This is a genomic window from Streptomyces sp. SID13666 (assembly GCF_010548325.1).
In the GTDB taxonomy this organism is placed as follows: domain Bacteria; phylum Actinomycetota; class Actinomycetes; order Streptomycetales; family Streptomycetaceae; genus Actinacidiphila; species Actinacidiphila fildesensis.
In genome coordinates, this window is sequence record NZ_JAAGLX010000054.1 from 24,173 (window position 1) to 45,227 (window position 21,055).

Genomic DNA, 21,055 nt, shown 5'->3' on the forward strand with positions numbered 1-21,055 from the left:
CCCTGCACCGGGCATTCGTGTTGCCGGGTGGTCCGCGGGTGCGCTGCGGGTGGGTCGCGGGTGACAAACGTCGCACGGGGCGCTCCACGGTGCCGCACGGGGAACATTAGACTCGACGGATCGACCAGTTCGACTGCATAGGAGGCACGGGTGGCGCTGCTGACCCGTATCAAGGGACCGCGCGACCTCGACCGGCTCAGCCAGGAGCAGCTGGTGGAGCTGGCGGGCGAGATCCGTACCTTCCTCGTCGACGCGGTCTCCAAGACCGGCGGACACCTGGGCCCCAACCTCGGTGTGGTGGAGCTGACCATCGCCCTGCACCGGGTCTTCGACTCGCCCCGGGACAAGGTGCTCTTCGACACAGGGCACCAGTCCTATGTGCACAAGCTGCTCACCGGACGGCAGGACTTCACCCGGCTCAAGAGCAAGGGCGGCCTCTCCGGCTACCCCTCGCGCGCCGAGTCCGAGCACGACGTCATCGAGAACAGCCACGCCTCGACGGTCCTCGGCTGGGCCGACGGCCTCGCCAAGGCCAACGAGGTGCTCGGCAAGCAGGACCACGTGGTGGCCGTCATCGGTGACGGCGCGCTGACCGGCGGTATGGCCTGGGAGGCGCTGAACAACATCGCCGCCGCCCGGGACCGGCCGCTCGTCATCGTCGTCAACGACAACGAGCGCAGCTACGCCCCGACGATCGGCGGGCTCGCCGACCACCTGGCGACGCTGCGCACCACCGACGGCTACGAGCGCTTCCTGTCCCGCACCAAGGACCTGCTGGAGCGCACCCCGCTCATCGGACAGCCGCTCTACGAGACGCTGCACGGCGCCAAGAAGGGCCTCAAGGACTTCATCGCCCCGCAGGGCATGTTCGAGGACCTGGGCCTGAAGTACGTCGGCCCGATCGACGGCCATGACGTGGACGCGCTGGAGTCGGCGCTGCAGCGCGCCAAGCGCTTCGGCGGCCCCGTCATCGTGCACTGCCTCACCGAGAAGGGCCGCGGCTACCGCCCGGCCGAGCAGGACGAGGCGGACCGCTTCCACGGCATCGGCCCCATCCACCCGGACACCGGCCTGCCGATCGCCGCCTCCGGCGCCGACTGGACCTCGGTCTTCGGCGAGGAGATGGTCAAGCTCGGCAGGGAGCGCGAGGACATCGTCGCGATCACCGCCGCGATGCTGCAGCCGGTCGGCCTGGACAAGTTCGCGAAGGTCTTCCCGAACCGGGTCTACGACGTCGGCATCGCCGAGCAGCACGCCGCCGTCTCGGCCGCGGGCCTGGCCACCGGCGGCCTGCACCCGGTCTTCGCCGTGTACGCGACGTTCCTGAACCGCGCCTTCGACCAGGTGCTGATGGATGTGGCGCTGCACAAGTGCGGTGTCACCTTCGTGCTGGACCGGGCCGGTGTCACCGGCACCGACGGCGCCTCGCACAACGGCATGTGGGACATGTCGATCCTCCAGGTCGTACCCGGTCTGCGGATCGCCGCGCCGCGCGACGCCGACCAGGTCCGCGCCCAGCTGCGCGAGGCCGTCGAGGTCGACGACGCGCCCACCGTCGTCCGGTACTCCAAGGGCGCGGTCGGCCCGGCGGTCAAGGCCGTCGGCCGGGTCGGCGGCATGGACGTGCTCCGGAAGGTGCCCGAGGGCGAGCGCCCCGACGTCCTGCTGGTCTCGGTCGGCGCCCTCGCCCCGATGTGCCTGGAGATCGCCGATCTGCTCGACGCCCAGGGCATCACCACCACCGTCGTCGACCCGCGCTGGGTCAAGCCGGTGGACGCGGCGCTGCCCGGGCTCGCGGCCGGCCACCGCGTCGTGGTCACCGTCGAGGACAACTGCCGGGCCGGCGGTGTCGGCTCGGCGATCTCGCAGGCGCTGCGCGACGCGGACGTGGACGTACCGCTGCGCGACTTCGGCATCCCGGCGGAGTTCCTGGACCACGCCTCCCGCAAGGAGGTCATGGCCGAGATCGGGCTGACCGCGCCCGACATCGCACGCCAGGTCACCGGTCTGGTCGCGACGATCGACGGCCGGTACGGCGAGAGCGTCGGATCGGCCGAGCCGGCGGCGGTCAGCGACTGAGCCCGTTCCGCGGAGCTGTCGAGTGAGGGGGTCCACCCATCCGGGTGGACCCCCTCACCCATTGGCGTAGGCATAGGCGCGCCTATTCGGGTGAAGCGAACCTTGGGAGTGGAGTAGCGACTGCCGACGCCCCCCAACCTGTCGGCAGGACGAACAGGAGGCGCGCCGGTGAGTACGAGTACGCAGGACAACCCGCCGACGTCGGGCAGGAATCCGGACGGGCTCTTCCGGACCAAGTCCGTCGAGCAGTCCATGCAGGACACCGAGGAGCCGGAGCACCAGCTCAAGAGGTCGCTGTCGGCCCTGGACCTCACGGTCTTCGGCGTCGGTGTCATCATCGGCACCGGCATCTTCGTCCTCACCGGCACGGTGGCGAAGAACAACGCCGGGCCCGCTGTCGCCCTCGCCTTCGTCGCGGCCGGTGTGGTGTGCGGGCTCGCGGCCATCTGCTACGCCGAACTGGCCTCCACGGTCCCGGTCGCCGGGTCCGCGTACACGTTCTCCTTCGCCACCCTCGGCGAGCTCCCGGCGTGGATCATCGGCTGGGACCTGGTGCTGGAGTTCGCGCTCGGTACGGCGGTGGTCGCGGTCGGCTGGTCCGGCTATGTGCGGTCGCTGCTGGACAACGCGGGCTGGCATCTGCCGCAGGCGCTGTCCGGCACCAGTGACACGGACGGGTTCGGCTTCGACCTGCTGGCGTTCCTGCTGGTGCTGCTGCTGACCGGGGTGCTCGTCCTCGGCATGAAGCTCTCCGCGCGGGTCACCTCGGTCGTCGTCGCGATCAAGCTGGCCGTGGTGCTGCTGGTCATCATCGCCGGCGCGTTCTTCATCAGGAGCGAGAACTACAAGCCCTTCATCCCGCCGGCGACGGGTTCCACCAAGGCATCCGGTCTCGACTCACCGCTCATCCAGGTGCTGTTCGGATACGCGCCGACGAGCTTCGGCGTCCAGGGCATCTTCACCGCCGCGGCCGTCGTCTTCTTCGCCTTCATCGGCTTCGACATCGTGGCGACCGCGGCCGAGGAGACCAAGAACCCGCAGCGGGACATGCCGCGCGGCATCCTCGGCTCGCTCTTCATCTGCACGGCGCTGTACGTCGCCGTGTCGGTCGTCGTCACCGGTATGCAGAAGTACACCGAACTGTCGGTGGACGCGCCGCTCGCCGACGCCTTCAAGGCGACCGGGCACCCGTGGTTCGCGGGCGTCATCAGTTTCGGGGCCGCGGTCGGCCTCACCACGGTCTGCATGATCCTGCTGCTCGGCCAGACCCGGGTGTTCTTCGCGATGAGCCGCGACGGGCTCATCCCCCGGTTCTTCTCCCGGGTCCACCCGCAGTTCCGCACGCCGTACCGCTCGACGATCCTGCTGGGCGTGCTGATCGCCGTCATCGCGGGCTTCACCAGCATCTCGGAGCTGGCGGCGCTGGTGAACATCGGCACGCTCTTCGCCTTCGTCCTCGTCGCGGTCGGCGTCATCATCCTGCGCCGCACCCGGCCCGACCTGCCGCGTTCCTTCCGTACCCCGTGGGTGCCCGTGCTGCCGATCGCCTCGGTGGCCGCCTCGCTGTGGCTGATGCTGAATCTGCCGAGCGAGACCTGGCTGCGGTTCGGGATCTGGATGGTGATCGGTGTCGTCGTCTACTTCCTGTACGGACGCAGCCACAGCCGTATGAACCGCGCCAACAAGGGCGCCTGACGGACCGGTACGTTGTCAGGCGTGCCATCGGCCCCGAAGATCACGAGCGGCGCCCCCGCCGGACTCCCCGCCCCGAGTGAGGAGGACGGCGGGGGCGCCCGCCGTCGGGCCCGGTGGCTGCGGCCGCCGGACCGCTACTGGCTGCGGCTGGCGGCGGTGCTCACCGTGCTCGCCACCCTCGTCCGCGCTCCGTCGTTCCTGCGCCCGGTCTGGAACCCCGACGAGGGCTACCTCGCCGTGCAGGCCCGGATGCTCGCGCACGGCGGAGTGCTCTACGACACCGTCGTGGACCGCAAGCCGCCGCTGCTGCCCTGGCTCTACGAGGGGCTGTTCGCGGTCTTCGGCGACGCCTCGCTGTGGCCGCTGCGCGCCGCCGCCGTCGTGGCGCAGCTCGGCACCGCCCTGCTGCTCGCGTCCGTCGCCCGCCGCCGCTGGGGGAACCGGGCGGGCGCCGCCGCGGGCGCCGGGTATCTGCTGCTCTCCATCGGCCTGGCCCCCGAGGACACCCAGGCCGCCTCGTTCGGTGTGTTCATGCTGCCGTGGACCGTACTGGCCTTCTGGGCGGCCGACCGCCGCCGCTGGGCGCTGGCGGGCCTGGCCGTCGCGGGGGCGGCGCTGACCAAGCAGACCGGCGGCGCGGCGCTGCTGCCGGTGCTGTGGATGCTGTGGAGCGCCCGGCGCGCGCCGGAGCCGCCCGGCGGGGTCGCCGTGCTGCGGCTGGTCGCCGGCTGCGCCCTGCCGGTGGCGGGCGTCGCCGTCTTCACCGGCCCGTCCCGGTTCCTGTTCTGGACGGTCACCGGCTCCGGGTCCTACGCCTCCGCTTCGGGCGCCTGGGGCGTGGCACTGGGGCGGGGCCTGGGGAACGCCGGGATACTGGCCGCCGCCGGGGCGGCCTTCGTCGTCCCCACGGTCCTCACGCTGGCCCGCCGGAGCGGCGTGGAACGGCTGCCCGCCGACCTCTGGGTCTGGCTGGGCGCCTCGGCGCTCGGAGCGGTCTTCGGCTTCCAGTTCTACGGCCACTACTTCCTGCAGCTGATCCCGCCGCTGGTGCTCATCGGGGTGGCCGCGCTGCGCGGGCTGCCGCGCTGGTGGCCCGCGGCCACCGCCTGGACGGTGCTCGCGAGCGCCGCATTCGCCGTCTGGGGCCTGACCGCGCCGCGGACCGAGCTGGACCACGCCGACGCCGTCGCCGCCGCCGTACGGGCCCGTACCGGCCCCGGGGACACCGTTCTGGTGTGGGGCATGCACCCCGAGCAGTACTGGCTCTCCGGCCGCGCCCCCGCGAGCCGCTATCTGACCGCCGGCTTCCTGACGAACTTCAGCGGCGGCCGCGGCGGCGCCCGGGTGGGGGAGGAGTACGCGGTCCCCGGCGCCTGGCGCACCTTCGGCGAGGAGGCGGCGCTGCGCCCGGCCGACCTGATCGTCGACGACTCGCGCGGAGCGCCGTACGGCCCGGCCCTGACGCCCAGCCTGCAGCGGATGCTGGACGCCGGATACCGCCCGGTGGACACCGTCGGAGGCGCGGTCCTCTACGCCCGGGCCCCGGCCCTCCGCTGACCCCTCCGCGGGGCCTCCGCCAGGGCCCCCGGACCGGTCCCGACACGTCCCGGTGGTATACAGGCGACGTAGCAGAGCACGCTGATCGAGGTGGCGGTATTTCATGACGGAGTCCAAGGGACTCAAGGACCGGAACGACACGGCGGACTCCGGGGCGGCGCCCCGTAAGAGTCTTCTGCAGCGCTGGCGGCCGTACGCCGCGGGCGTTGTGGTGCTCGTGGTGGTGTTCGGGGCGTCCGCGGCCATCGGCGCGCATGTGCGCGGCGCGAAGGCGGACAAGGTGAAGCCGCCCGCGAACGCGGCGGGCCCGGACGGCCAGGCGAAGCTGGCGGTGCCGGTCAAGCCGAGCGTCCCGGTGACGCTGACCGTCTACGAGGACCTGCGCAGCCCGCAGTCCAAGGCGTTCGCCGAGCAGTACGCGGACACCTTCACGAAGCTGCTGGCGACCGGGCAGGTGGAGATCCAGTACCGGCTGGTCACCCACACCGACTCCCAGCTGGGCGGCCACGGCTCCCGGGCCGCCGCCAACGCGGCCGCGTGCGCCCAGGACCAGGGGCGGTACACGCAGTTCGTGCAGCAGGTCTGGAACCGGCAGCCGGATCCGTCGGACGACGCGCTGAGCAGCCAGAAGCTGCTGAAGGAGCTGTCGGAGAAGGCCGGGAAGATCGACGAGGGCAAGTTCGTCCCGTGCATGAAGGGCAACGACCACGAAGGCTGGGTCGCGAAGTCCGAGTCCGACTTCGTGTCAGGCGCCTACGGTGAGGTGCCCGTTGTCCAGATCAACGGCGAGACGGTGCCCGACGTCCAGATGTCGCTGACGCCGGTCAAGCTGCGTTCGATGGTGGAGAAGGAGGCCAAGAAGGTGTCCGACGAGACCGTTCCGTCCGGGCAGCCGAGCCTCGCGAGCTGAGCCCCTTTCAGCACCCTTTCCGCACCTTTTTCCACCCCTCCGTGACCGGGCGCGCCATCACCTGGCCAAGACGTATCCGACATTTCGTCAACTTTCTGGCGAAATCGGGTATTGAAGGCATGTGACGCCCGATCACGGAGGAGTGTGCGCATGTCCATACCGTTGTTCGACGAGGTAGAACCGCTCTCCGGCTGTGTCTGCGAGGAATGCGCGCGACAGCGCCTCGCCGACTCGGTGACGCGGGACACCGGCACCGGCTGCAGCACCACCACGGCCACCCGTGTGATGGTCGTGGCGGCCGCCGCGGGCACGGCCATCAGCGGCGGAGCGGGTGCGGTCGCCGCGGCCACCGCACCGAGCGCCGCCACCGGTTCCATGCTCGGCCACGCCCTGCTCAGGGCGCCGGTCCCGGCTCCTGCCCCGCTGCATCTGACGCGGGACCAGATCCTGGACCGGGCACAGCGCTGGGTGGACGCCGAGGTGCCCTACAGCATGTCCGCGTACTGGTCGGACGGTTACCGCCAGGACTGCTCGGGCTTCATCTCCATGGCCTGGGGCCTCGGCACCAACGCATGGACCGGCAGCCTGCCGGACTACGCGAGACGGATCGACCGGGACGATCTGCTGCCCGGTGACATCCTGCTGTTCCACAACCAGGCGGCTCCGGAGAAGGGCTCGCACGCCGTCATCTTCGACGGCTGGGCCGACGCCGGGCACCACCTGTACACCGCGATCGAGCAGACCCAGCCGCACACCCGCGCCCAGACGACGCCGATGGCCTACTGGACCAACTCCGACAAGTACGTCGCCTACCGGTACAAGTACCTGGACTCCGGCACCGGCAGTCCGGGATCGGGCGGCACAGGGGCACCGGGGGCACCGGGGACACCGGGGAGCACCGGCACGACGGGGAGCAACGGCTATCCCGGCACCGCCGCCTTCGGACCCGGCGCGAACAACGCCAATGTCACCCGGCTGGGCACCATGCTCATGACCCGCGGTGCCAGGCCCTACTACATCGTCGGACCCGGCCCGCTCTGGGGCGACGCCGACCGCAGCGCCACCAGCGCCTTCCAGCGCGCCCAGGGCTGGACCGGCAGCGACGCCGACGGCCTGCCGGGACCCACCACCTGGGGATACCTGGTGGAGGGCACCGGTAAGAACATCGCCGCGGGCACCCCCACGACGCGGCCGGTCGGCGGCTCCACGGCACCCCGTTACCCGGGCGCCGCTTCCTTCCGCCCAGGACAGTCCAACGACCAAGTGCTGACCCTCGGACGGCGCCTCGTCGCCAAGGGCTTCGGCAAGAGCTACCGCGTGGGCCCCAGCCGTACCTGGGGCGAGGCCGACCGCCGCGCCGTCGAGGCGTTCCAGCGCGCCCAGGGCTGGTCCGGGCGCGACGCGGACGGCTATCCCGGACCGGAGACCTGGAGACGACTCTTCCTGTGACGACTCACGCACCCACGGCGGACGCGGCCCTGGCCGCCACCGCCGTCCTCCCCGCCGTCCTCCCCACCGCCGCCACCGTCACCGTTTCCGATCTCGTCGAGAGGCCCGGCCGCTGCCTGCCGGGCTGGACCGCGGCGCTCACCGCGCTGGCCGCGGCGGCCGCCGGCGGCTGGCTGCTGTGGCGGACGGGCACGCTGCCCGAGCGGCTCGCCGGCCACACCGTGCTGCCCGAGGCGCCGGCACCCCGGGACCTGACCGGTCTGTGGGGGGCGGTGCTGCTGCTCGGCGCGCTGACCGCGTTCGCCGCGGGCGGCCTCACCCGGGGCCGTCCCGGCAAGGTCTGGGTGCTCACCCGGCACGGCGCCTACCAGGGCAGCGTCCGGGAGACCGGACTGCTGTGGATCAGTCCGCTGCTCGGCCGCCGCCGGATGGACGTCAGCCTGCGGCACTGGCGCAGCCGCGCCATCGAGACGGTCGACGCGGACGGCACCCCGCTGCACGCCAGCGTCCTGATCGTCTGGCGGGTCCGGGACACCGCCCGGGCCGCCTTCGCCATCGACGACCACTCGCGCTACCTGCGCGAACAGGTGGAGTGCGCGGTCACCCGCGCCGTCTCCCGGCTGCCCGCGGACGACTTCCGCGGCTCCGGGCCCACCCTGCGGGACTCGGAACGCCTCGGCGACCAGCTCACCCGGCTGCTCGCCGCCGATATGCGCCCGGTCGGCGTCGAGGTCTTCTCGGCGCAGCCCGTACGCCTGGAGTACGCACCCGAGGTGGCCGCCGCGATGCGGCGTGCCCAGGTCACCGCGCTCGACGCCAGGCACCGCCGGGCGGTGCTCGACGACGTGCTCGCGGCGGTCGCCGAGACGGTGCGCGGTCTGACCGACCGCGGGCTGGTCCAGCTCGACGACTACGAGCGGAAGTCGCTGGTCAGGGACTTGACCGTGGCGTTCTACACGGCTCGTGGCCCGGCGGCCGAGGTGCCGAGGAAGTAGCCCCCGGCCGGGTCCTGACCAGCTGCGGTCAGGACCCGGCCGAGGGCGTCACTCACGGTGTTACGCCGGGACGCTCGCGATGCCCGGGGCGAGGAACGGCTTGCCGTTCACCCGCTGCGAGACACCCTCGCGGTCCAGGTACGGGGTGATCCCGCCCAGGTGGAAGGGCCAGCCGGCACCGGTGATCAGGCACAGGTCGATGTCCTGCGCCTCGGCGACGACACCCTCGTCGAGCATGAGGCCGATCTCCTGCGCCACGGCGTCCAGCACCCGGGCGCGGACCTGCTCCTCGGTGAGCACCGAGTCGCCCTGCACCAGCAGCGCGGCGACCTCGGGGTCCAGCTCCGGCTTGCCGGAGTCATAGACGTAGAAGCCGCGCTTGCCGGCCTTGACCACCGCGGCCAGGTTCTTCGAGACGGTGAACCGGTCGGGGAACGCCCGGTTGAGGGTCTCGGAGACATGCAGCCCGATGGCCGGGCCGACCAGCTCCAGGAGCACCAGCGGCGACATCGGCAGGCCGAGCGGGTCGATGCCCTTCTCGGCGACCTCGACCGGGGTGCCCTCGTCGATGATGTTCTGGATCTCACCCATGAAGCGGGTCAGGATCCGGTTCACCACGAACGCCGGGGCGTCCTTGCAGAGCACCGCGGTCTTCTTGAGCTTGCGTGCCACACCGAACGCGGTGGCCAGCGAAGCGTCGTCCGTCGACTCGCCGCGCACGATCTCCAGCAGCGGGAGGATCGCGACCGGGTTGAAGAAGTGGAAGCCGACGACCCGCTCGGGGTTCTTCAGCTTCGACGCCATCTCGGTGACGGACAGCGAGGAGGTGTTGGTGGCGAGGATCGCGTGCGCCGGGGCGACCGCCTCGACCTCCGCGAAGACCTGCTGCTTGACGCCCATCTCCTCGAACACGGCCTCGATGATGAAGTCCGCGTCACCGAAACCGGCGGCCTTGTCGAGCGAACCGGTCACCAGCGCCTTGAGGCGGTTGGCCTGGTCCTGCTTGATGCGGCGCTTGCCGAGCAGCTTGTCGATCTCGCCGTGGACGTAGCCCACGCCCTTGTCGATGCGCTCCTGGTCGATGTCGGTCAGCACGACCGGCACCTCCAGACGGCGGGCGAAGAGCAGCGCCAGCTGCGAGGCCATCAGGCCCGCGCCGACGACGCCGACCTTGGTGACCGGGCGGGCCAGGTTCTTGTCCGGCGCACCGGCCGGGCGCTTGGCGCGCTTCTGCACCAGGTTGAAGGCGTAGATGCCGCTGCGCAGCTCGCCGCCCATGATGAGGTCCGCGAGAGCGGTGTCCTCGGCGTCGAAGCCCGCCTGCAGGTCGCCGTCCTTGGCGTTGGCGATGATCTCCAGCGCGCGGTACGCGGCCGGGGCGGCGCCGTGCACCTTGGAGTCGGCGATGCCCCTGCCGCGCTCGACGGCCTGGTCCCAGGCCGTACCGCGGTCGATCTCGGGGCGGTCCACCACGATCTCGCCGCGCAGTACGGCGGCGGTCCACGCCAGCGACTGCTCCAGGAAGTCCGCACCCTCGAAGAGCGCGTCGGCGATGCCGAGCTCGAAGACCTGCCGGCCCTTGAGCTGACGGTTCTGGTTCAGCGAGTTCTCGATGACGACGGTCACCGCGCGGTCCGCGCCGATCAGGTTCGGCAGCAGGGTGCAGCCACCCCAGCCCGGAACGAGACCGAGGAAGACCTCGGGGAGCGAGAACGCCGGCAGCGCCGCGGAGACGGTGCGGTAGGCGCAGTGCAGGCCCACCTCGACACCGCCGCCCATCGCCGCGCCGTTGTAGTAGGCGAAGGTCGGGACGGCGAGGTGCGAGAGCCGCTTGAAGACCTCGTGGCCGCCCTTGCCGATGGCGAGCGCGTCCTCGTGCCGCTTCAGCAGCTCGACGCCCTTGAGGTCGGCGCCGACCGCGAAGATGAACGGCTTGCCGGTGACACCGATACCGGTGATGGTGCCCTCGGCGGCCTCGGCCTCGACCTGGTCGATCGCGGCGTCGAGGTTGGCCAGCGACTGCGGGCCGAAGGTGGTCGGCTTGGTGTGGTCCAGGCCGTTGTCCAGCGTGATGAGCGCGAAGCGTCCGGCGCCCGGGAGGTCGAGGTGGCGCACGTGCGCGCTCGTTACGACCTCGTCGGGGAACAGCTCGGCCGCACCCTTCAAAAGCTCGGCGGTGGATGTCACTTGCTGCCTCCGTCGAAGTGCGGGTTCTCCCAGATGACCGTTCCGCCCATGCCGAACCCGACGCACATGGTCGTCAGGCCGTAGCGGACGTGCGGCTGCTCCTCGAACTGGCGGGCCAGCTGCGTCATCAGCCGGACGCCGGAGGAGGCCAGCGGGTGGCCGAACGCGATCGCGCCGCCGTACTGGTTGACACGCGGGTCGTCGTCCGCGATGCCGAAGTGGTCGAGGAAGGCGAGCACCTGGACGGCGAACGCCTCGTTGGCCTCGAAGAGGCCGATGTCGTCGATCGTCAGACCGGCCTGCGCCAGCGCCTTCTCGGTCGCCGGGACCGGGCCGATGCCCATGACCTCGGGCTCGACACCCACGAAGGAGTACGAGACCAGACGCATCCGGACCGGCAGGCCCAGCTCGACGGCGACGTCCTCGGCGGCGAGCAGCGACGCGGTCGCGCCGTCGTTCAGGCCCGCCGCGTTACCCGCGGTGACCCGGCCGTGGGCGCGGAACGGCGTCTTGAGGCCGGCCAACTGCTCCAGGGTGGTGCCCGGGCGCATCGGCTCGTCCGCGGTCGCCAGACCCCAGCCGGTCTCGCCGGCCTCGGGGTTGCTGTTGCGCACGGAGACCGGCACCAGGTCCTGCTGGATCTTGCCGTTGGCGTACGCCTTGGCGGCCTTCTCCTGGCTGCGCACGGCGTACTCGTCGACGCGCTGCTTGGTGATGGCCGGGTAGCGGTCGTGCAGGTTCTCCGCGGTCATGCCCATGAAGAGGGCGGACTCGTCGACCAGCTTCTCCGAGACGAAGCGCGGGTTCGGGTCCACGCCCTCACCCATCGGGTGACGGCCCATGTGCTCGACACCGCCGGCCACGGCGACGTCGTACGCACCGAAGGCGATGCCGCCGGCGACCGCGGTCACCGCGGTCATCGCGCCGGCACACATGCGGTCGATCGAGTACCCGGGGACCGTGGTCGGCAGGCCGGCCAGGATGCCGGCGGTGCGGCCGAGGGTCAGACCCTGGTCGCCGATCTGCGTGGTGGCGGCGAGAGCCACCTCGTCGATCCGCTCGGCGGGCAGTTCCGGGTTGCGCCGCAGCAGCTCCCGGATGCACTTGATCACGAGATCGTCGGCACGGGTCTCGTGGTAAATGCCCTTCGGGCCCGCCTTGCCGAACGGGGTGCGGACGCCGTCGACAAAGACGACGTCCCTAGCGGTACGAGGCACGTTGGCTCTCCTCCAGATGCGGATTCGCTGCCACTGGGCGCGAGGCTGCGGCTACGACACCCATGCTACTAGCCAGTAACCAACGGGGACAGTCCCCCCGCCCGGAGCGGCGAACGTCACATACGACAAGGCCGTTCCCGGCCGGGTTCCGCGGGGGCGCCGACCCGGACGGGCCCTACGGCGCAGGGGCCTCCGGAGCCGCCGGGGGCTGGGCGGCGAGGGCCGCCGTGAGGATCGGCGCGGTCAGCCCGACCTGCCAGGCGCGCGCTCCGTGGCCGGTCAGCACCGCCGCGACCTCCTCGGTGGTGGCCTCGGCCGGCGGGTCCCAGCACAGCCGGCGCACGGTGTCCGGGGTGATCAGGTTCTCCTGCGGCAGGTTCAGCTCCTCGGCGAGCTTGCTCACCGCGGCCCGCGCGGCGGACAGCCGGGCAGCCGCCACCGGGTCCTTGTCCGCCCAGGCGCGCGGCGGCGGGGGACCGACGTAGGCCGGTCCCGGCTGCGGCAGCTCCCGCTCCGGCAGGGCGCGGGCCCGGTCGATCGCGGCCTGCCACTGGTCGAGCTGGCGGCGGCCCATCCGGTGCCCGAAACCGGGCAGTGTCGCGAGCACCGTCACGTTCGGCGGGCCCTCCAGGGCGGCCGTGACGATCGCGGCGTCGGTGAGGATGCGGCCCGGCGAGATGTCCCGCTCCTGGGCGGCCTGGTCGCGGGCCTGCCACAGCTCGCGCACCACGCCGATCTGCCGGCGGCGGCGGACCTTGTGCATGCCCGACGTACGCCGCCACGGGTCGACCCGGGGCGAGGGCGGCGGAGCGGTGGCGATGGCGGAGAACTCCTGCAGCGCCCAGTCCAGCTTGCCCTGTTCGCGCAGTTCCTCCTCGAGCGCGTCCCGCAGGTCGACCAGCAGCTCGACATCGAGCGCGGCGTACCGCAGCCAGGGCTCGGGGAGCGGGCGGGTCGACCAGTCGACGGCCGAGTGGCCCTTCTCCAGGGCGAACCCCAGGACGTTCTCGACCATGGCGCCGAGTCCGACCCGGGGGAAGCCCGCGAGCCGGCCGGCCAGCTCGGTGTCGAACAGGCTCTTGGGCCGCATACCGATCTCGTCGAGACACGGAAGGTCCTGGGTGGCGGCGTGCAGCACCCATTCGGTGTCGGTGAGGGCAGCGCCCAGGGTGGACAGGTCGGGGCAGCCGACCGGGTCGATCAGCGCGGTCCCGGCTCCCGTACGGCGCAGCTGGACCAGATAGGCCCGCTGTCCGTAGCGGTATCCGGACGCGCGCTCGGCATCCACGGCGACCGGACCGGAGCCCGCGGCGAATGCCGCGACGATGTCTGCGAGGGCCTCCGGGCTGGCGGTCACCGGCGGGATTCCCTCGCGCGGGTCCAGCAGCGGGACCGGCGCCGGGGCAGCCTCTGTTGCGGTCTCTCGGGCGTCGGTCACCCCCTAAGGGTATCCGTGTATCGCGAACGCCCGTCGACGGAACGTTCCGTCGACGGGCGCAGCGGTCATGCGGGGGTGTGGGAGGGCTAGTGGATGATGCCCGTACGCAGGGCGACAGCGACCATTCCGGCCCGGTCGCCGGTGCCGAGCTTGCGGGCGATACGGGCCAGGTGGCTCTTCACGGTGAGCGCGGACAGGCCCATCGAGACGCCGATCGCCTTGTTCGACTGGCCTTCGGCGACCAGTCGCAGCACCTCGACCTCACGGCCGGAGAGCTCGCGGTAGCCACCGGGGTGGCCGGGCGTGCCGGGCGGGCGGCGCTGCATACGGGCACCCGCCGAACCGACCGGCGCGGCGCCGGGACGGCCCGGCATGCCGCCGAGGTTGTTGCGGGTACCGGTGACGACGTATCCCTTGACGCCGCCCGCGAGTGCGTTGCGGACGGCGCCGATGTCATCGGCGGCGGAGAGCGCGAGGCCGTTCGGCCAGCCGGCCGCGCGGGTCTCGGCGAGAAGGGTCAGGCCGGAACCGTCGGGGAGGTGGACATCGGCTACGCAGATGTCGCGGGGGCTGCTGACCCGGGGCCGGGCCTCGGCGATCGACGAGGCTTCGATCACATCGCGCACACCGAGCGCCCACAGGTGCCGGGTGACGGTGGATCGGACGCGGGGGTCGGCGACGACGACCATGGCCGTCGGCTTGTTCGGACGGTAGGCGACCAGGCTCGTGGGCTGCTCGAGAAGAACTGACACCGGGCCTCCTGTGGCAAAGGGGGGACTGAGAGGGTCACAGTCTCCTTCGGCAGCAATTGCCCCGGCCTTTAGGGAATGATCACGATTTGTTGAGTAACAATTCCGACAAATCGGACGCTCACTCGAACAAGATCATGTTGAGCGGCGGGTGGGTGCGCGGCGGAACCGCGCCGGAATACCGGGAAAAAGGGCGGAAGTACGTGGATACCGGACGGGCAGTCAGCCGCGCCGCTTGGGCATCGGCACGACGCCGCCGGGCAGGTCCTGCGACTCATGGCCCTCGGTGGGCGGCAGCCCCGCGCACGCGCAGAGCAGATCGCACCAGGCCGCCAGGTGGTCCACGACGGCGGGGATCCCGTCCGGGCCCTCGGTCGGTGTCCAGGACGCCCGGATCTCGATCGCCGTCGCGTCGGGCCGCTCCGCGATCCCGCCGAAGTAGTGCGAGGAACTGCGCGAGACCGTGCCGCTCGGTTCGGTGTACTCCGCGCCGCGCGCCTCCAGGGCGCCGGTCAGCCAGGACCAGCTCACCTCGGGCAGCAGCGGGTCCACCGCCATCTCCGGCTCCAGATCGGCGCGCACCAGCGTGACCAGCCGGAACGTACCGTTCCAGGCCTCATGGCCGTCCGGTTCGTGGAGCAGGATGAGCCGGCCGTCGGCCAGCTCCTCGCCGTCCACCACGACCGCCGCCTCCAGCGCGTACGCGTACGACGCGAGACGCTTGGGCGGAGCTGTCGTATCGATCTCCACTTCGGGCCGTACCCGCGCGGAACTCAACGCGTCTACCGCGCGCTGGAAGGGGAGTGGTGCGCCGTCCCCGTCCGCAAGGTGCCCGTGAACCGCTGCCATGCCCGGAAGACTAGGCCGCCCGCGGCCTCCACGGGTGGAGCAACACCCGGGCGCGTGGGTCGCATCCCGGCGCGTGCGAAGATTCAACGCGTGAGTGCGCACCAGCAGACCGCTGCTTCCCCGTTCATCCGCGCCTGTCGGCGTCAGTCCGTGCCGCACACCCCGGTGTGGTTCATGCGGCAGGCCGGCCGATCGCTGCCCGAGTACCTCAAGCTCCGTGAGGGCACCGCCATGCTGGAGTCCTGCATGCGGCCCGACATGGTCACCGAGATCACGCTCCAGCCGGTGCGCCGCCACAAGGTCGACGCGGCCATCTACTTCAGTGACATCGTCGTCCCCCTCAAGGCCATCGGCCTCGATCTCGACATCAAGCCCGGCGTCGGTCCGGTCGTCGAGCAGCCGATCCGTACCCGCGCCGACCTCGGCCGGCTGCGCGCGCTCGAGCCGGACGACGTGAAGTACGTGACCGAGGCCATCGGGATGCTCACCGGAGAGCTGGGCGAGACCCCGCTCATCGGCTTCGCGGGCGCGCCCTTCACCCTCGCCAGCTACCTCGTCGAGGGCGGCCCGTCCCGCAACCACGAGCGCACCAAGGCGCTCATGTACGGCGACCCCGAACTGTGGGCCGATCTGCTGGACCGGCTCGCCGACATCACCGCCGCCTTCCTCAAGGTGCAGATCGAGGCCGGCGCCAGCGCCGTCCAGCTCTTCGACTCCTGGGTCGGCGCGCTCTCGCCCGAGGACTACCGGCGCTATGTGATGCCGTCCTCGGTGAAGGTCTTCGAGGCCGTCGCCGGCTACGGCGTACCGCGGATCCACTTCGGTGTCGGCACCGGCGAACTGCTCGGGCTGATGGGCGAGGCCGGCGCGGACGTCGTCGGGGTCGACTGGCGCGTTCCCCTCAACGAGGCGGCCCGCCGGGTCGGCCCCCACAAGGCGCTCCAGGGGAACCTCGACCCGGCGGTGCTCTTCGCCCCGACGTCCGCCGTCGAGACGAAGACCCGCGAGGTGCTCTACTCGGCGACCGATCTGCCCGGCCACATCTTCAACCTCGGCCATGGCGTCCTGCCCAGCACCGACCCCGACGCGCTCACCCGCCTCGTGGACTTCGTGCACCGCACCACCGAGGTCTGACGGGGCTCTCTACTCCCCGGTCACGGCCTCCGCCGTCACGTTCTCCCCGTCCGGCACCACGGCCGGCGGGGCGAGCCTGCGGCGGACGACGACGAAGACGAACCAGCCGGCGAGGCCCAGAGCGGCGAACGGCAGCGCCACCGAGAGCACGATCAGGATCCCGCGCAGCGTCACGTAGAAGGCGTGCCAGCCGGTGCCCAGCGCGTTCCCGACCGACTCCCAGAAACCGTCGTCCTTCTTCGGCGGCGGCGCGGAGGCGGGGTGTTCCGGCTCGGACAGCACCAGCGTGACGGTCGCCAGGTTCGTCCGCTCCTTCAACGACGCCTGCTGGGCCTGCAACGCTTCCAAATTGGCTTCCCTGGTGCTGAGTTCACCCTCAAGAGTGACCACGTCGCTGAGCTGCGTGGTCCGGCTCATCAGCTCCCGCACCCGCGCGAGGCTCGCCTGCTGCGAGCGGATGCGGCTCTCCACATCCACCACCTGGCTGGTGACGTCCTCGGTGCTGACCTTGCGTTCGATCAGCCTGCCGAGGCCGGCGAGATCGTTCAGCACCTTGTCGTAGGAGTCCGGCGGCACCCGCAGGGTGATGGTGGAGTGCTCCAGGCCCTGGCTGTCGCGGCTGGTGTTCTCGTCGCCCACGTAGCCGCCCGCGCCGGTGACCGTGGTCCGTGCCGACGCGAGTGCGGCGGCGACGCTGTCCTTCGCCTCGACGCTGAGCGTCGCGGTGCGGACCACGTAGTTCTGGGACGGCACGGGGGTCTTGGTGGTGGCGCCCTTCGCGGTGCCCGGCGCCGCGGACGGCGCGTCCACCGCACCCTTCGCGTCCGCCTGGTGCGGGGCCGCGGCGGCCTTGTCCGCGCTGTCGTCCTTCGCCGACGAGCCTGCGGCTCCGCACCCCGAGACGGTGAGCGTGGCTGTCAGCACGGCGGCGGCGAGGGCCGCGAAAGGTCTGCGGCGGATGGTGGTCGGCTGGCGCATCGAACTCCCCCAGAGATCGTTCACCGGCAGGAAACCGGTGATGGAACCGGTGTTGGCGATACGACGTGGAGAGGGCGGCCGGGGTTTCCGATCCCCGGTTCCGAAGCGGTCACGTTTAGAGCTCGTTCGGGAATCTGGGACAGTGGAGGCATGACCGACACACACCGCGGAACAGGGCATGTGATCGTCGTCGGCGGCGGCGTCTCCGGACTCGCCGCCGCCCACTTCCTGGCCGGAGGCGGCGCGCGGGTGACGGTGCTGGAGGGATCGGCCCGGCTCGGCGGAAAGCTGTACGCGGACGAGATCGCCGGCGTGCCCGTGGACCTGGGCGCCGAGTCGATGCTCGCGCGCCGGCCGGAAGCGGTCGCGCTGGCCCGCGAGGTGGGGCTCGGCGACCGGCTGGAGCCGCCCGCGATGTCGGGTGCCGCCGTGTGGACCCGGGGCCGGCTGCGGGCGCTGCCCCAGGGGCACGTCATGGGAGTCCCCGGCGATCTGGGCCCTCTCGCGGCCTCCGGCCTGCTGTCACCCGCGGGCCTGGCCAGGCTGCCGCTGGACCACGTACTGCCCCGGACGAAGATCGGCGAGGACGTCGCCGTGGGTGAGTACGTCGCCGCGCGGCTCGGCCACGAGGTCGTCGACCGGCTGGTGGAGCCGCTGCTCGGCGGCGTGTACGCGGGCAACGCCTACGAGATCTCGCTGCGCGCGGCCATGCCGCAGCTCTTCGAGGCGGCCCGGTCGGGACGCTCCCTCATCGAGGCCGTGCGCGGTGTCCAGCGGCGCGCCGCCAAGGCCGCCCCGGACGGACCGGTCTTCATGGGCATCCGCGGGGGCGTCGGTCAGCTGCCGGTCGCCGTCGCCGAGGCGTGCCGGGCCGCCGGCGTCACCATCGAGACCGGCGCGCCGGCCAGGGAGCTGCGGCGCACCGCGGGCGGCTGGCAGGTCACCGTCGGCGACCGGGTGCTCGTCGCGGACGCCGTCCTGATCGCCGCGCCCGCCCCGGCCGCCGCCCGGCTGCTGGCGGCCGAGTCACCCGTCGCCGCCGCGGAGCTGTCGGCGGTGGAGTACGCCAGCATGGCGCTGGTCACCATGGCGTTCCGGCGGCGCGACGTGCTGCGGATGCCGAAGGGCACCGGCTTCCTGGTGCCGCCGGTCGACGGAAAGACGATCAAGGCGTCCACCTTCTCCTCCCACAAGTGGGGATGGATCAACGAGGCCGGACCCGACACCTTCCTGCTGCGCACCTCCGTCGGCCGGCACGGCGACGAGGCGGACCTGGCCTGGGACGACACCGATCTCGTCCGCCTGTCGCGGCGCGACCTGGGCGAGGCCATCGGGCTGTCCGCGGCGCCCGTCGCGGCCCGTGTCACCCGCTGGGACGGCGGACTGCCGCAGTACCCGGTCGGTCATGTCGAGCGCGTCGCCAGGATCCGCGAGCAGGTCGGGAAGCTGCCGGGGCTCGCGGTCTGCGGCGCGGTGTACGACGGGGTCGGGATTCCGGCCTGTGTCGCCAGCGCCCGCAAGGCGGCCGACGAGGTACTGACCTCCCTGGCCACGACCCTGGCGACAGGCGGCGCGCGGGACACGGGAGAATGACGGCATGACTGACTCGACTGCTGCTCCCGACGCCCCGGACAGGACTCCGAACGCCGGCAAGAAGGCGAAGGATCTCAACGAGATCATCCGCTACACCCTCTGGTCCGTCTTCCGGCTGCGCGACGTGCTGCCCGAGGACCGCTCCGGATACGCCGACGAGGTGGAGGAGCTGTTCGCGCAGCTCGCCGCGAAGGACGTCACGGTACGCGGCACCTACGACGTGTCGGGGCTCCGGGCGGACGCCGACCTCATGATCTGGTGGCACGCGGAGACCGCGGAGGCGCTGCAGGAGGCCTACAACCTCTTCCGCCGCACCCGGCTCGGCCGCGCGATGGTCCCGGTCTGGTCGAACATGGCGCTGCACCGCCCCGCGGAGTTCAATAAGTCGCACGTCCCGGCGTTCATCGCCGACGAGACCGTGCGCAGGTACGTCAGCGTCTACCCGTTCGTGCGCTCCTACGACTGGTACCTGCTGCCCGACGAGGACCGCCGCCGGATGCTCGCCGACCACGGCAAGATGGCGCGCGGCTTCCCGGACGTGCGGGCCAACACCGTCCCGGCCTTCACACTCGGCGACTACGAGTGGATCCTCGCCTTCGAGGCGGACGAACTGCACCGCATCGTCGACCTGATGCGGCACCTCCGCGCATCCGAGGCACGGATGCACGTACGCGAGGAGGTGCCGTTCTACACCGGGCGGCGCAAGGAGATCGGCGAGCTGGTGGCCGGCCTGGCGTAAGGCCGGCGCTACGGCTTGGGCTCGGGATGCGGACCGCACGTCGGCGTGCGGTCCGTTCCCGTTTCACCGCGCAGGAGATACGCGTCGACGCGGTTGTTGACGCAGGTGTTGGAGCCGTACGCCACGCCGTGCGAGCCGGAGCGGCGCTCGGTGAGGAGCACGGAACGGGGCAGCCGGCGCTGGAGTTCCACGGCGCCCGCGTGCGGGGTCGCGGCGTCGCGCTCGGCGGAGACGAGGAGCACCGGCGGCAGTTCATGGCCGAACGTGCGCACCTCCAGGGGCTGCCGGTGCGGTCCCTTCCAGAAGGCGCACGGCAGGTTCATCCAGGCGTTGTCCCAGGTCTCGAAGGGGGCGGTGCGGGCCAGCGCGGTGTTGTCGCGGTCCCAGGTGAACCAGTCGCGCGGCCAGGGCGAGTCGGCGCACTCGACGGCCGTGTAGACCGCGTTGCCGTTCTCGTTCTCGACGGCCCTGGCGGGGTTGGGGGAGGCCTCGGTGATCAGCGGCTTCGGGTCGCCGTGGACATACGCGGACAGGGCTGCGGCCAGCTCCGGCCAGGTGTCGTCGTAGTACCCGGCGCCGAGGTAGGCGGCCTGCAGCTGGCCGGGGCCGACCACGCCGCCCGCCGGCCGCTCGGCCAGCTCGGCGCGTACCGCGTCGTAGGCCTCCTGCACCTGCGCCCGGTCGGTGCCCAGGTGGTACGCGGAGTCGTACTTGGCGACCCAGTCGCGCCAGTCGGCCCAGCGGATCTCGAAGGCGGCGTCCTGCTCCAGGTTGGCCTGGTACCAGATCTGGCGCGGGTCGGGATCGACGACGCTGTCGAAGACCATGCGGCGCACATGCCGGGGGAAGAGCGTCGCGTACACCGCGCCGAGGTACGTGCCGTAGGACGCGCCGTAGAAGTTGAGCTTGCGTTCGCCGAGCGCGGCGCGGATGACATCGAGGTCGCGGGCGCTGTTGAGCGAGGTGAGGTACGGCAGCAGATGCCCGGAGCGCCGCTCGCAGCCTTCGGCGTACGCCTTCGCGTCCGCGATCCGGGCCTGCTTGTCGCGCTCGCTCGTCGGCCGTGGGTCGCGGGTGGGGGCCTTGACGTAGTCCGCCGGGGCCTCGCAGGAGATGGGCGCGGACTGGCCGACCCCGCGCGGGTCGAAGCCCACGAAGTCGTAGGCGCGGGCGGCCTTGGCGTACTCCTTGACCTTCAGGACGCTGAACAGCGGGAAGTACAGCCCCGAGCCGCCGGGTCCGCCGGGGTTGTAGACCAGGGCACCCTGCCGCTCGCCGGCCGGCCCGGTGGCGGCGACCCGGCTGATGACCAGGTTGATCCGCTCGCCGTCCGGCCGGGCGTAGTCCAGCGGTACGGACACGGTGCCGCACCGGACCGAGGCGGGCAGCCGGGTCGCGCCGGCGCACCTGCCGAACGTCACCCCGGCCAGAGCGGCGCGCTCGGCGGCGACGGCCGCGCCGCGCGCCGCGGCCACCCGGTCGCCGT

16 protein-coding genes are annotated in these 21,055 nt (G+C 71.8%); 9 read left to right on the forward strand and 7 right to left on the reverse strand.

What is annotated here, in order from left to right; all coding sequences use genetic code 11:
• Positions 1 to 150 precede the first annotated feature (150 nt).
• The 6 genes from dxs (at position 151) to G3I60_RS38400 (ending at position 8,685) form a co-directional block, all read left to right on the forward strand.
• Positions 151 to 2,079 carry a 1-deoxy-D-xylulose-5-phosphate synthase gene (gene dxs, locus G3I60_RS38375; protein ID WP_138354279.1) on the forward strand — a complete coding sequence of 643 codons (1,929 nt, stop codon included), beginning with the start codon at positions 151 to 153 and terminating at the stop codon, positions 2,077 to 2,079.
• Positions 2,080 to 2,331: 252 nt separating this feature from the next.
• A complete protein-coding gene (locus G3I60_RS38380; protein ID WP_203674904.1) occupies positions 2,332 to 3,774 on the forward strand; it encodes an amino acid permease in 1,443 nt (480 codons plus the stop codon).
• 156 nt (positions 3,775 to 3,930) lie between these two features.
• Positions 3,931 to 5,331, forward strand: coding sequence for a glycosyltransferase family 39 protein (locus G3I60_RS38385; RefSeq protein ID WP_343241820.1), 1,401 nt, complete (start codon positions 3,931 to 3,933; stop codon positions 5,329 to 5,331).
• A gap of 103 nt (positions 5,332 to 5,434) precedes the next feature.
• Positions 5,435 to 6,241 carry a thioredoxin domain-containing protein gene (locus G3I60_RS38390; protein WP_164297942.1) on the forward strand — a complete coding sequence of 269 codons (807 nt, stop codon included), beginning with the start codon at positions 5,435 to 5,437 and terminating at the stop codon, positions 6,239 to 6,241.
• 150 nt (positions 6,242 to 6,391) lie between these two features.
• A complete protein-coding gene (locus tag G3I60_RS38395) occupies positions 6,392 to 7,690 on the forward strand; it encodes a peptidoglycan-binding protein (protein WP_164297940.1) in 1,299 nt (432 codons plus the stop codon).
• Positions 7,687 to 8,685 carry an SPFH domain-containing protein gene (locus G3I60_RS38400; RefSeq protein ID WP_164297938.1) on the forward strand — a complete coding sequence of 333 codons (999 nt, stop codon included), beginning with the start codon at positions 7,687 to 7,689 and terminating at the stop codon, positions 8,683 to 8,685. The genes G3I60_RS38395 and G3I60_RS38400 overlap by 4 nt, the downstream gene beginning before the upstream one ends.
• Positions 8,686 to 8,745: 60 nt before the next feature.
• On the opposite strand, the gene G3I60_RS38405 is transcribed toward G3I60_RS38400, so the two are convergent.
• From G3I60_RS38405 to G3I60_RS38425, 5 genes are all read right to left on the reverse strand, one after another.
• Positions 8,746 to 10,872 (reverse strand): 3-hydroxyacyl-CoA dehydrogenase NAD-binding domain-containing protein, encoded by a 2,127-nt coding sequence (locus G3I60_RS38405; RefSeq protein WP_138354284.1) that lies wholly within the window; start codon positions 10,870 to 10,872, stop codon positions 8,746 to 8,748.
• Positions 10,869 to 12,089, reverse strand: coding sequence for an acetyl-CoA C-acyltransferase (locus G3I60_RS38410; RefSeq protein ID WP_138354285.1), 1,221 nt, complete (start codon positions 12,087 to 12,089; stop codon positions 10,869 to 10,871). The genes G3I60_RS38405 and G3I60_RS38410 overlap by 4 nt, the downstream gene beginning before the upstream one ends.
• A gap of 175 nt (positions 12,090 to 12,264) precedes the next feature.
• Positions 12,265 to 13,527: a ribonuclease D gene (locus G3I60_RS38415; protein WP_164297937.1), complete on the reverse strand. Its 1,263-nt coding sequence runs from the start codon at positions 13,525 to 13,527 to the stop codon at positions 12,265 to 12,267.
• Positions 13,528 to 13,613: 86 nt separating this feature from the next.
• Positions 13,614 to 14,279, reverse strand: a complete 666-nt coding sequence (locus G3I60_RS38420) for a response regulator transcription factor (RefSeq protein ID WP_138354287.1) — start codon at positions 14,277 to 14,279, stop codon at positions 13,614 to 13,616.
• Positions 14,280 to 14,498: 219 nt separating this feature from the next.
• Entirely contained in the window at positions 14,499 to 15,125 is a 627-nt protein-coding gene (locus tag G3I60_RS38425; RefSeq protein ID WP_164297935.1) for a DUF3000 domain-containing protein, read from the reverse strand.
• Between the two features lie 81 nt (positions 15,126 to 15,206).
• Here G3I60_RS38425 and hemE point away from each other — a divergent pair, with 81 nt between their 5' ends.
• Positions 15,207 to 16,259 (forward strand): uroporphyrinogen decarboxylase, encoded by a 1,053-nt coding sequence (hemE, locus tag G3I60_RS38430; protein WP_138354348.1) that lies wholly within the window; start codon positions 15,207 to 15,209, stop codon positions 16,257 to 16,259.
• Positions 16,260 to 16,268: 9 nt separating this feature from the next.
• Here hemE and G3I60_RS38435 read toward each other — a convergent pair whose 3' ends face one another.
• Positions 16,269 to 17,237 carry a DUF4349 domain-containing protein gene (locus tag G3I60_RS38435; RefSeq protein ID WP_164297933.1) on the reverse strand — a complete coding sequence of 323 codons (969 nt, stop codon included), beginning with the start codon at positions 17,235 to 17,237 and terminating at the stop codon, positions 16,269 to 16,271.
• A gap of 150 nt (positions 17,238 to 17,387) precedes the next feature.
• Between G3I60_RS38435 and hemG the strand changes: the two genes are divergently transcribed.
• Positions 17,388 to 18,830, forward strand: a complete 1,443-nt coding sequence (gene hemG / locus G3I60_RS38440) for a protoporphyrinogen oxidase (RefSeq protein ID WP_164608337.1) — start codon at positions 17,388 to 17,390, stop codon at positions 18,828 to 18,830.
• A 4-nt stretch (positions 18,831 to 18,834) separates the two neighbouring features.
• Positions 18,835 to 19,569 (forward strand): hydrogen peroxide-dependent heme synthase, encoded by a 735-nt coding sequence (hemQ, locus tag G3I60_RS38445; protein ID WP_164297929.1) that lies wholly within the window; start codon positions 18,835 to 18,837, stop codon positions 19,567 to 19,569.
• 8 nt (positions 19,570 to 19,577) lie between these two features.
• On the opposite strand, the gene G3I60_RS38450 is transcribed toward hemQ, so the two are convergent.
• Positions 19,578 to 21,044: an alpha/beta hydrolase gene (locus tag G3I60_RS38450; protein WP_343242001.1), complete on the reverse strand. Its 1,467-nt coding sequence runs from the start codon at positions 21,042 to 21,044 to the stop codon at positions 19,578 to 19,580.
• Positions 21,045 to 21,055 lie beyond the last annotated feature (11 nt).